The organism is Kistimonas scapharcae, from assembly GCF_039540975.1.
Classification (GTDB): Bacteria; Pseudomonadota; Gammaproteobacteria; order Pseudomonadales; family Endozoicomonadaceae; genus Kistimonas; species Kistimonas scapharcae.
Genome location: NZ_BAABFL010000371.1, coordinates 1 through 10,376 on the forward strand (window position 1 = coordinate 1; position 10,376 = coordinate 10,376).

Annotated in this window: 10 protein-coding genes; 7 read left to right on the plus strand and 3 right to left on the minus strand. The window is 52.6% G+C overall.

The features are described from left to right. Positions 1 to 34: 34 nt before the first annotated feature. Together ABD892_RS13410 and ABD892_RS13415 are read right to left on the minus strand one after the other, a co-directional pair. Positions 35 to 652, minus strand: coding sequence for a class I SAM-dependent methyltransferase (locus tag ABD892_RS13410; RefSeq protein WP_345196283.1), 618 nt, complete (start codon positions 650 to 652; stop codon positions 35 to 37). Between the two features lie 10 nt (positions 653 to 662). Continuing rightward, positions 663 to 1,718, minus strand: a complete 1,056-nt coding sequence (locus ABD892_RS13415; protein WP_345196284.1) for an HNH endonuclease family protein — start codon at positions 1,716 to 1,718, stop codon at positions 663 to 665. A gap of 278 nt (positions 1,719 to 1,996) precedes the next feature. Here ABD892_RS13415 and ABD892_RS13420 point away from each other — a divergent pair, with 278 nt between their 5' ends. The 3 genes from ABD892_RS13420 (at position 1,997) to ABD892_RS13430 (ending at position 2,995) form a co-directional block, all read left to right on the plus strand. Then, positions 1,997 to 2,464 (plus strand): hypothetical protein, encoded by a 468-nt coding sequence (locus ABD892_RS13420; RefSeq protein WP_345196285.1) that lies wholly within the window; start codon positions 1,997 to 1,999, stop codon positions 2,462 to 2,464. 80 nt (positions 2,465 to 2,544) lie between these two features. Further along, positions 2,545 to 2,679, plus strand: a complete 135-nt coding sequence (locus tag ABD892_RS13425) for a hypothetical protein (protein WP_345196286.1) — start codon at positions 2,545 to 2,547, stop codon at positions 2,677 to 2,679. Next, complete coding sequence (locus tag ABD892_RS13430; RefSeq protein ID WP_345196287.1) at positions 2,627 to 2,995, plus strand: hypothetical protein; 369 nt, start codon at positions 2,627 to 2,629, stop codon at positions 2,993 to 2,995. Before ABD892_RS13425 ends, ABD892_RS13430 begins: the two co-directional genes overlap by 53 nt. Before the next feature lie 168 nt (positions 2,996 to 3,163). On the opposite strand, the gene ABD892_RS13435 is transcribed toward ABD892_RS13430, so the two are convergent. After that, positions 3,164 to 4,864 (minus strand): hypothetical protein, encoded by a 1,701-nt coding sequence (locus ABD892_RS13435; protein WP_345196289.1) that lies wholly within the window; start codon positions 4,862 to 4,864, stop codon positions 3,164 to 3,166. Positions 4,865 to 5,001: 137 nt separating this feature from the next. On the opposite strand from ABD892_RS13435, the gene xdhA reads away from it, so the two are divergent. The 4 genes from xdhA to ABD892_RS13455 all read left to right on the plus strand — a co-directional run bounded on the left by xdhA (position 5,002) and on the right by ABD892_RS13455 (position 10,322). Continuing rightward, positions 5,002 to 6,432 (plus strand): xanthine dehydrogenase small subunit, encoded by a 1,431-nt coding sequence (xdhA, locus tag ABD892_RS13440; protein WP_345196290.1) that lies wholly within the window; start codon positions 5,002 to 5,004, stop codon positions 6,430 to 6,432. Further along, on the plus strand, positions 6,429 to 8,786 hold the full coding sequence (xdhB, locus tag ABD892_RS13445; protein WP_345196291.1) for a xanthine dehydrogenase molybdopterin binding subunit: 2,358 nt from the start codon (positions 6,429 to 6,431) through the stop codon (positions 8,784 to 8,786). The genes xdhA and xdhB overlap by 4 nt, the downstream gene beginning before the upstream one ends. Continuing rightward, the gene (gene xdhC, locus ABD892_RS13450; protein WP_345196292.1) at positions 8,776 to 9,624 is read left to right on the plus strand and encodes a xanthine dehydrogenase accessory protein XdhC; all 849 of its coding nucleotides are present in this window, start codon (positions 8,776 to 8,778) and stop codon (positions 9,622 to 9,624) included. The genes xdhB and xdhC overlap by 11 nt, the downstream gene beginning before the upstream one ends. 386 nt (positions 9,625 to 10,010) lie before the next feature. Then, positions 10,011 to 10,322 carry a hypothetical protein gene (locus ABD892_RS13455; protein ID WP_345196294.1) on the plus strand — a complete coding sequence of 104 codons (312 nt, stop codon included), beginning with the start codon at positions 10,011 to 10,013 and terminating at the stop codon, positions 10,320 to 10,322. Positions 10,323 to 10,376 lie beyond the last annotated feature (54 nt).

Genomic DNA, 10,376 nt, shown 5'->3' on the forward strand with positions numbered 1-10,376 from the left:
AATTCCGAGACTGGCAAATATTATCGAATACGCCTCATGCTGGCTGCCATGTGGTCTGCACAGGAGTTTTTGAGTACTTACATAGAGCGTTCAGCCAGCGTTCGTCTTCACGATCCGACCGCTTATCACTGGTCTGCCAGGTTGACAGAAGAGAAATACCAGACAGTGCGTCCACCAGCTCACCCAGTGATTCTTCTGTCAAATTCGTAAAGCTTCTCCCATCCCTGCTGACTTCACCTGCACCATATTTGAATGAGAGATACCAGATACCATTATTTTTTAAAGCCTCTGACATACGGGCCATGACATCAGGCAATTCGGATAAGGGAATATGTAATAGAGAGGCACAAGCCCAGATACCCTCAAAAGCCGCTTGGTAATCCAGGTTCTCAAACGTAAGCTGTCGCACGTTGATACCCGTGAATGCCGATGCATGACGCACCATGGCAACTGAGCCATCAATCGCGGTAACATGATACCCCTGCTTGAGAAAATGACAGGTATCCCTGCCGGAACCACACCCTGCATCCAGAATATGGGCGCCTGGCTTCAATCGGGATAGAAAGGCGGTATAAAGCTCTGTCATATCGACAGATGCTGTATTTGCCACAAATGCATCACAATGCTGATCGTAATAGGCAATAGACGTCATCGACCACCTGTCAGAATGTTGAGCCGCCTTTGGATTGTGGCTGCCATGTGTGAATAATCCGTGTTTTTGCAACGGTGTAACAACCCTGAAGGAACTGCTGTCGTTGCGGTTCCGTCTTTCCTGTCTGTTGTATCAGGGTTTCCCGGATTGGCAAATGGCTGTTTATAAAATATTCATTACGGGCATGCAGCCTTTCCAGGAGAGCCAAGGTCGGGACGCGCTCAAATTTCCCTCCTTCCCCCCGGTTGCAGTCTGTACAGGCAAGCACCAGATTCCAGATACCATTAATAGCGGGTAACTCCCGCCGTAAACACCAAGGGAAAAAATGGTCAACATCAGCCAGATTACGTGCTGAGCTGTCCACCGAAATAGCGTCATAACAATAAAAGCACCGGCCTTTCTGGTAACCATTCAGGCTGTCACGGCAACTGGTGATATCAACCCTGCGGTCTTTCATCTGTACAAACAGGCTGCCAATGTCATTATCATGCTGCACGGCGAGCAGGTTTCTGGAAAGCCCTTCCTGCCAGGCCGTTTCTACCAGCCGCCAGCGCGCCTCAGTTTCATGCTGAAAATCCACAAAATCCGGGCGTTCTGCCAGTTTAAAAAATGCCTCGGTCAGTCGGATTCCATTCCCAGGCCCCCTGCGCTCATCAAGAAAGAAACGGCATCCTAACTCTGCACGGCTGACATTATGAAATGCATCAATAACATTCTGAAAACCCAACCGAACCGTCTGCTTCAACAAAGCTTCCTTTGTGATGACACCGTTATTGAAATCAGCACAGCTTGCCAGAAACTGACTGAACCTTGATGTCGTCTGCCTGGGTGATGCACGAAGATGTTCACATATATGACGTGCAAAGGGTTCAGCCAGGGTATCCAGAGAAATCAGGTCAGCTTGAGAGTCTGTCAGCTCGTACAGTGATTTGGCCAGTGCGAATTTATAAGACGCCACATTGCTGCCAAACAGGATGATCGCCCGCCAGTAATTCTCCAGTGACGGCTCGACTTCGTAAAAACGCGACAATGTTCCCCCTAACGCATCCGTTTCGCTTGTTTTCAATCCGTCTATTTGATTTTTTTATGCGAAATATTTTTATTGGTAATTGTCTTCAATCATATAGGTATAAAAAGACAGCTGTCTTCTAAAAGGCGAATATAAACCGGTTCTAATAAGATAAATATTGCTCAAAACAGCGAGTTTCATGACACATACGTATATGTAACACCGCTTATCCAGCTCTTTAACCGTCTGGTCGTCTAACTCTTATCATTGACCGCAACTGATAGAAACACACCTATACTGGCTCTCCCACCCAAAAATACTTTCGGGAGGCAACCATGACTTCAACAAACGATAATAGAGCCGCGCTGGCAGATGCCATTGCTGACAAGCTGAGTGAAATACCTCAAATATGTGAGCAACGAAGGTATCCAGACAACGATGCTACCGGTAACGTCACCGGCAATGATGAACGTCTTGCGAAACTGTTACTGGGTCAGAAAACCTTCGACTCCGGATTACTTTCCATTCGATCCGATCTGGCGGAATTAAAAAACACGATGCTCCAGCACCACTCAGAAGGCATTGAAGCTTTGGCAGATGCAACCCTTTTCAAACTATCACTACAGGAGCTCAAAACCTGCCTGCTTACACTGAAATACGAAGTAACCGATCGTTCAGACAACCTGACATCAACCATCGAAAATCTGACAAAAACGGTCGCAACACTGTCCAGCCAAGTGGAAGCCATCCAGCAGGCAATCCTATCGAACCAAACCGCCATATTATCGAAAAAAGACACTTGACCTTTAAATGGGTAAAGCCACTCCCAAACCCTATATTTCTTAAACGCATTCAACCAATGAAATAAACAGGATTTTATAAAATGACTGATGCATGCGAACTGATGGAAGAGTTAAAAACACATCCCCGTCGTCTGAAACGGCTGGAGGATTTCCATCAGGCGGATGGCAGAACCATTGAATACATTACTTCAAGGGCAGCGGCGCCTGCTCAATGAGATTTACGCGAAACAGAAAGCCCATGACGTTCGCTTTGAAGCCATCGGCAACCGTTTTGGTTCGGTAGACAGGCAACTCAACGCTACAGAATCAAATACCAATGCCATCAAAAACGATATCTTCAAAATCCAGTCAGACATTACGTTTTTGAAAGATAGTCAAAAGGAGATGCAAAACGATATAAGCAAACTGCAGTCCGATGCCTTCGTCTTGAAGACAGATGTTGATGAATTGAAACACGATGTGACTGAACTGAAATCAGATATGTCAGAAGTTAAAGGAAAGCTGGATCTTGTGCTTGCCAAGTTGTCCTGACAAGGAGAATCCACCACACCTCTGCCCTGCTTTCTCATTGCACCGGTCTGGGCACACTGGTGGCAATGAGAAGCTATAACGAATAGTCGTTATCAAACGAAAAAAGCCGTTTATCAATTCCGACAGTCATCACCAAAACAGACTTTATCCGGCAATTGCAAACGACGGTTATCTAGCACCTATCCCTCGCCTGGGTAACGCCATACGCCCTTCCCTTGGAGCCTTGTTCCAGTAATCCAGCGTTTCCAGTGCATTACGCAGGTCTTCATGCCGGTGCTCAATCACTTCGCGTTTCTTCACTTCCGCGGCAGGCGCATTGGTTTTGGCTTCCATCTCCCTGGCGAATGCCTCAAGCTCTTCGGCCGTAGCGGCGGCATGCGGCCGGTTTTTCACGGCAAACAGGTAGGCATTGGCCACGCCACCACGGTCAATGTCATCCTTGCAGGTATGGTTGTACGTGGTTGCAGACACAGTCTGAATGAGTGCTTCCGCCAGCGTTTTGTTCAGAAAGTGGAAAATAAAAGCCCGTCGCTGCTTTGTGTCGAGCATCGCATCCTCACGGACGTCCAGCTCCTGAGCCGTCGCATTCAAGGTGCGAGACAGAAATGCGCTGAAATCGTCGCCACCATCCGATAACCGTTGCCGTAACCCCGGTGGAAAGAAAAAGCCTTGCTGATTATCTGCCATGAGGTTGACCATCTGCGCCTGTAATGACTCCAACGTACAGTCTTTGGCAAACGCCCGGCGCTGGGTATAGAAATCACCATCCGCCGGCAAGGTGACCACCGTAAGTTTGCCTTGTAGCCCGATATGATCCTGAAGTTTCTCCAGGGCATGGCTTCTGTCGCCTTCTATTCCGGTACGCCGCTGACGGTTGATGTAGAGATGGTGTTCAAGCTTGCCCCGGCTTTCCAGAAAACAACGAAACTCCGGGGTTACACTGGCGCTGAATGGGACTTCCTGCCGGGTCGGCGTGCCCATGCGGATGCAGGCGACTTCTTTACCGTGTATGCGGGGACTGAACAAAACATCCGGTATATTGCCCTGTCGATAGGGGTCATAATGGATACCCGCTTCGCCCGCCGCAAGATTACCCATCACATTGCGCAGGTGCTGTCCTTTACCTGCGGCGTTTTCTAAGGCTGAACGCTGGCCATGGATTAACTGCTGGGTATGCGCCAGACGTGCCGACAGGTCACGCCCCCGATTACTGGTAAGCTGTGGCGGTAAATCTTCCCCCGAACCCGATGCCGCCTTCTGCCTGATGGCCTGAACCAGGTCGGAATGAAAAGGACTTTTCATCTGGGTGGTAAACAAGGCTCGGGAGACACCATAGAGGAAAGTCCGAGCATCCTGTCGTAAGTGATTAGAACCCTCGCCTTTCAGCAGTATCGCGTCTGCCCTTCGAAAAGCGGTAATCGCGCGTTTGTAACGCTCTCTGGGTGAAGCGGCCGGCGATCGTCCCGCAATACTTTCACCACTCAGCTCGCCCTCAATCATGCCCCACCATTGTTCAAATGCCGGCTGTACCTGAAGCGCCTGCCAGACCGTGGCTAATTTCAGCCCGTAATGACGCTGTTTCCAGGAATCATCGCCTATTGAAAACGCGCGTTGTCGCGACGGACTGGCAGATTCTACAGTCTGTACACTTCGGCTCTGCACCGGCGTACTGCGTGAAAAATGCGTTCTCACTGTTGACCAAAAGGAAAGGAATGGCCGTGCCAACCTGACTCGCCATCGCTGTATTCGTGTCATGGTCACAGGGCGGGTCTGGCTTACTTCCGCTTCAGGCGGGCTGCCAGACTCGCCGGTGCAGTTACGCTGGCTTTGCCCGGCATTTCGGTTACCGGTGATGGGGCCTTTGTCCATCCGAGCATCCTTGCTGATCGGTGCTATCCATTACTCTTTACATCGGCAGCTCCCCTTTTTCTGCGACAGATGGCCGAAGCCACTATGCTTGTGTACCGGAAACTCGAACAAGCGCTGTCAGGCAGGATGATAACGACGTGATCCGCTTTCACCTGAATGGGCAATGGCTGGAAGAATCGGCTGATCCTTCCATGACGGTATTACGCTATCTGCGTACCCGCCAGATGCTCTGTGCGGCCAAAGAGGGATGTGCATCCGGTGATTGTGGCGCTTGCTGCGTCATTATGGTGGATCAGGATGAACAGGGCGCCCTTCAATACAAAGCCATTAACAGCTGTATTGCGCTGCTGGCCAGTCTGGACGGAAAAGGTCTTATTACTGTTGAAGGTTTGAGCCATGATGACCAGTTACATCCGGTACAGCGGGCCATGGTGGATTGCCATGCATCACAGTGTGGCTTCTGCACACCGGGTATCGTCGCCTCACTCGCAGCTCTCTATCACAGTAAGAAAGGAAAGGCTGCCAATGATGATGACATCCTGACCGCGTTATCCGGCAACCTCTGCCGCTGTACCGGCTATCGGCCGATTCTGGATGCCGCCCGCACCCAGCATCAGTATCCGCCTCCCGCTGAATCAGCACCGATTTCCCTGCTGACTCAACGCTTCAACCCCATCAGTCCAGCAGTCCCCAGTCAGTCGCTTGACCCGACTGTGAACCGGGAACAGCAGCTCTTTATTCCAGAAACAGAACAGCAGCTACAGGCTCTGCTGGCGGACTATCCCGACGCCTGCCTGTGGGCCGGCGGCACTGACCTGGGACTGACGATCACTCAGTCGATGGAAACGGCGGATCACATCATTTGCCTGCACCGCATTCGCAGCCTGGGCCGCATTACAGACGACGGTGATACTGTGCAGTTTGGCGCCATGGTGACTTACAGTCAGGCGGAGTCCTGCCTACAGGCCTGTTTTCCTGCCTTTGCCCGCATTCTGCCTCGTATCGGCTCACGCCAGATCCGGAACCTGGGCACGCTGGGCGGCAACGTGGCCAATGCTTCACCGATCGGCGATACACCGCCCATCTTTCTGGCGCTGGACGCCCGGGTCAGGCTGGCTTCTGCGAACGGAACCCGGGTTATTGCCATGGACGATTTTTTTACCGGCTATCGGAAAACCGCCATCCGCCCCGGCGAATACCTGCAGGCCATCACCGTCCCCAAGCTCTCGGCTACCCAGTGGTTCACCGTGCATAAGGTAAGTAAGCGCCTGGAGGATGATATTTCTACAGTACTGATGGCGATGCGATTGAACCTTGGTACGTCAACCATTCTCGACGCTCGTGTTGCCTATGGCGGGATGGCTGCGACCCCACAGCACGCCAGATTCACTGAAACCGCACTGGCTGGCCAACCGTTAACACTCGCCAGTTTTGAACGGGCAGCTGATCAAATCCCCCGGGATTTCACCCCCATGGACGATGTTCGCGCCTCGGCAGCCTATCGCCTCAGGGTTGCGGCCAACCTGGTGATCCGGGCGGGACTGGAGATTACAGGAGCATCGCCATGAATCAATGCAACCATGCCCCGGACACCCGACGGCAACGCCCGGCCCGAGGTGTTAGTGGCCAGCGAATTCATCATGACAGCGCCGAAAAACATGTGACCGGACAGGCGGCCTACACGGATGACATACCAGAACTGGCCAATACCCTCTTTGCCGCGGTAGGACAGAGTCAGGAAGCCCATGCACTGATCTCGACGATGGATCTCTCGCCCGTCAGGGCGGCAGCGGGTGTTGTTGCCGTCGTCACGCTGGACGATATTCCCGGTGAGCAGGACATCGGCCCGGTCTTCCCCGGTGATCCGCTGTTTGCTGACGGTACCGTGGAGTATGTTGGCCAGCCGCTGTTCGCGGTCGCTGCCACCAGTGTTGAAGCGGCTCGCAAAGCCACCCGGCTCGCCCGTGTGGACTATGCGCCATTGCCTGCCGTACTGACCATTCCACAAGCCATCGCACAGGAGCACTTTGTCCGTCCTTCCCATTCCCTGTCGATGGGGGATGCTGAGCAGGCCATTGCCTCTGCACCGCACCAGTTGTCTGGCGAGCTGTACCTGAAAGGTCAGGAACATGTTTATCTCGAAGGCCAGATCAGCTACGCCATCCCGACGGAAGACCGGGGCATGCGAATGACGCTCTCCTCCCAGCACCCGGGTGAAATCCAGCATACGGTAGCCCGGCTGTTGGACATTCCTTTCAATCAGGTAGAAGTCGAAGTGCGCAGGATCGGCGGCGGCTTTGGTGGCAAAGAGACCCAGTCAGCAGCCTGGGCCTGCATGGCTGCCCTGCTTGCTCACAAACTGCAACGCCCTGTTAAACTTCGCCTGCCCCGTCGGGACGATATGGTGATGACCGGCAAGCGACACGATTTCCTCAGTCGCTACCGGGTCGGCTTTGATGATCAGGGAAGGGTGCTGGGTTGCCAGTTCTGGCTGGCAGGAAAATGCGGCTATTCTCCGGATCTGTCTGATGCCGTCATCGACCGCGCCATGTTCCAGGTTGAGAATGCCTACTGCCTGAATGCCGTACATGTGACTGGGCTGCGCTGCAAAACCCACACGGTATCCAACACCGCCTTCCGGGGATTCGGAGCGCCGCAGGGCACTGCCATTGTCGAATACATGCTGGATGATATCGCCCGGAAACTCCGTCGGGATCCGCTGGATATCCGCCAGATCAACCTGTTCAAGGACGGAGATCAAACCCATTATGGCCAGACAGTTGAACATATTCTGCTGCCGGCATTAATACGTGAACTGGAAACAACGTCGGACTATCGGGCCCGCAGAGAAGCGATCAGCCAGTTCAACAGTACCCATCACTACCGGAAACGTGGACTTGCGTTAACACCGGTCAAGTTCGGGGTGTCTTTCACTATTCAGTTCCTGAACCAGGCGGGCGCCCTGGTGCACCTGTTCACCGATGGCAGTATCCATCTGAATCATGGTGGCATTGAAATGGGTCAGGGGCTGATGACCAAAGTGGCCCAGGTGGTGGCCACTGAATTCCAGGTGGATCTGGATCGTATACAGATCAGCGCTGCCAACACCCACAAGGTGCCCAATGCCTCCGCAACGGCGGCATCCTCCGGTGCAGACCTGAATGGTAAGGCAGCACAGGATGCCTGCCAGACACTCAAGCATCGGCTGGTCGAATTTGCCGCCAAACATTATGAAGCCGACTCTGATTCTATTCGTTTTGTCAGTAACCATGTCCAGCTCCACAAGGATAATCGCGAGGTGTGGATCCCGTTTGAAACCCTCGTGAAAGAGGCTTACCTGAACCGCGTTTCATTATCTGCCACCGGCTTTTACCAAACCCCGAAAATTCACTACGACCGTGAAAAGGGGCGGGGACGCCCGTTCTTCTACTTTGCCCAGGGCGCCGCTTGCAGCGAAGTGGAGATCGACACACTGACCGGTGAATACACGGTACTGCGTACCGATATCCTGCACGACGTCGGCACATCGCTGAACCCAGCCATTGATATCGGTCAGATTGAAGGGGGATTCATACAGGGCATGGGCTGGGTGACCACCGAAGAACTGAGCTGGGATGACAAGGGGCACATACTGTCTGATAACCTGGCGACCTATAAAATCCCTACCGCGACGGATATCCCGAAGATCTTCAATATCAAGCTGTACGACCAACCCAATGGTGAAGAGACGATTTACCATTCCAAGGCGGTGGGCGAACCGCCCCTGCTGCTTGCCCTGTCCGTCTGGCTGGCCCTGCGGGATGCGGTCGCCAGTATCGCCAACTACCGCATTAACCCGCCACTGAATATCCCGGCAACACCGGAACGGGTGCTTGATGCGGTCTTGTATCTACAGCAATGGACGGATCGTCATGACGGTTAAACGCTGGTTTGATGCCGTGCAAAACTGTGAACAGACTGGCATCGCTTATGTGCTGGCAACGATTCTCGGCACCACCGGCTCCACACCGCGCGATCCGGGCAGCAAGATGGTCATCAGCGCAGACGCAACGTTCGATACGCTGGGCGGCGGTCATCTGGAACTGGATATCACGAAAAAAGCCCGGACACTGCTGGACAACGGCATTGCTGGCAACCATTTAGAACACTTCCCCCTGGGCGCCCGGCTTGGCCAGTGCTGTGGGGGCAGCGTCACCGTATTGCTGGAATGTTTCATTCAACCGGGACTGAATCTGGCCCTGTTTGGCGCGGGCCATGTTGCGCAGGCCCTGGTGACGATCCTCGGCGGCCTGCCTGGGCCTGTGCGCTGGATTGATAACCGCCCGGACATGGTGCCTGAGACGACACCGGCCAATGTCCGATTTTTTCTGGAAGAGGATCCGGTCGACTTCGTTGAAACACTTCCGGCCAACAGCCAGGTGCTCATCCTGACCCACAGCCATGCCCTGGATTTTGAACTGGTAAAGGCAGCGCTTCAGCGTAAGGACTGTTCGTATATCGGCTGTATTGGCTCAAAAGCCAAAGCGAAGCGTTTCCAGACCCGCCTTCTGCATCAAGGATATAGCCAAACACACATTGCCCAACTGAATTGTCCTGTCGGGCACCCTGACATACCGGGAAAGCGCCCCATGGAGGTTGCTGTGTCTATTGCCGCATCATTAATTGCATTGATCAATAACAACATCAACCAGCCTGCTGAGATTCGCTCTCACGGTATTGAAATACACAAACAAATCGTTAAAACGCTGAGCTGCCAGTAGTGATATTGAACCAGCCGTTAATGATCAATACCCATGTACCTAATAGATAGAAACCAATGCTTTGCTGACACCGGCTGGTTAGTTGCCGTGCGGACTGCCACGTCAAGCCTCAACACCTACGGTGATAGATGCCAGAGCGATGTTTACCTTACGTGCAGAGCTTTACGGCTTGCATTTTTATTCATGATCACAGCGGCCTTTTGATAAAGCAGAAATTACCCCCGGCCTGTTTTTGGAGACCCATTCAAGCTGTAGTTTATAGTTAGCCCACGCGTTCAAGCGCTATTGGAGGAATACTCATGCCGTTTTGGAGTACCATACCATGCACCTTCAGCTCTCTGCCTACGTTTACTGATCCAGCGTACGTTTTAAAAGCCGGTGACATCGTGTTTCATGTAACGGCTGGCAAAAATGATGCTGTCAAGATTGGACACACCCTGCTTACCGCCCCAAAAAAAACGACGTTGATGGTTCACTCAACAGCAGAGTGCGGTGTGTTTTCAAGTCATTTAAATGAAAAAAGATCCTTCATCATTTTCCGCTTTACTGGCGATAACAGCCCAAGTGACAAAGCTGCCAGGCTCGCCATGTCATGGTCCCGTGGCAATTATCTCCCAAACCAACACAAGGATTACGCCGAATTCAATGAACAGACAAGCCCTGAGGTAGGGTACCTTAACTCCCGCTTAACGATCTGAAGAAGTAAGGCTAAATTGAATGAAGAGAGCGTCCCCTGTGCTCTTCAGGCAAAA

Excerpts from the sequence above, each read along its gene's own strand:
- ABD892_RS13410 (WP_345196283.1), bottom strand. The coding sequence starts at position 652 with ATGACGTCTATTGCCTATTACGATCAGCATTGTGATGCATTTGTGGCA.
- ABD892_RS13420 (WP_345196285.1), top strand. The coding sequence starts at position 1,997 with ATGACTTCAACAAACGATAATAGAGCCGCGCTGGCAGATGCCATTGCT.
- ABD892_RS13425 (WP_345196286.1), top strand. The coding sequence starts at position 2,545 with ATGACTGATGCATGCGAACTGATGGAAGAGTTAAAAACACATCCCCGT.
- ABD892_RS13430 (WP_345196287.1), top strand. The coding sequence starts at position 2,627 with ATGGCAGAACCATTGAATACATTACTTCAAGGGCAGCGGCGCCTGCTC.
- ABD892_RS13435 (WP_345196289.1), bottom strand. The coding sequence starts at position 4,864 with ATGGACAAAGGCCCCATCACCGGTAACCGAAATGCCGGGCAAAGCCAG.
- xdhB (WP_345196291.1), top strand. The coding sequence starts at position 6,429 with ATGAATCAATGCAACCATGCCCCGGACACCCGACGGCAACGCCCGGCC.
- xdhC (WP_345196292.1), top strand. The coding sequence starts at position 8,776 with ATGACGGTTAAACGCTGGTTTGATGCCGTGCAAAACTGTGAACAGACT.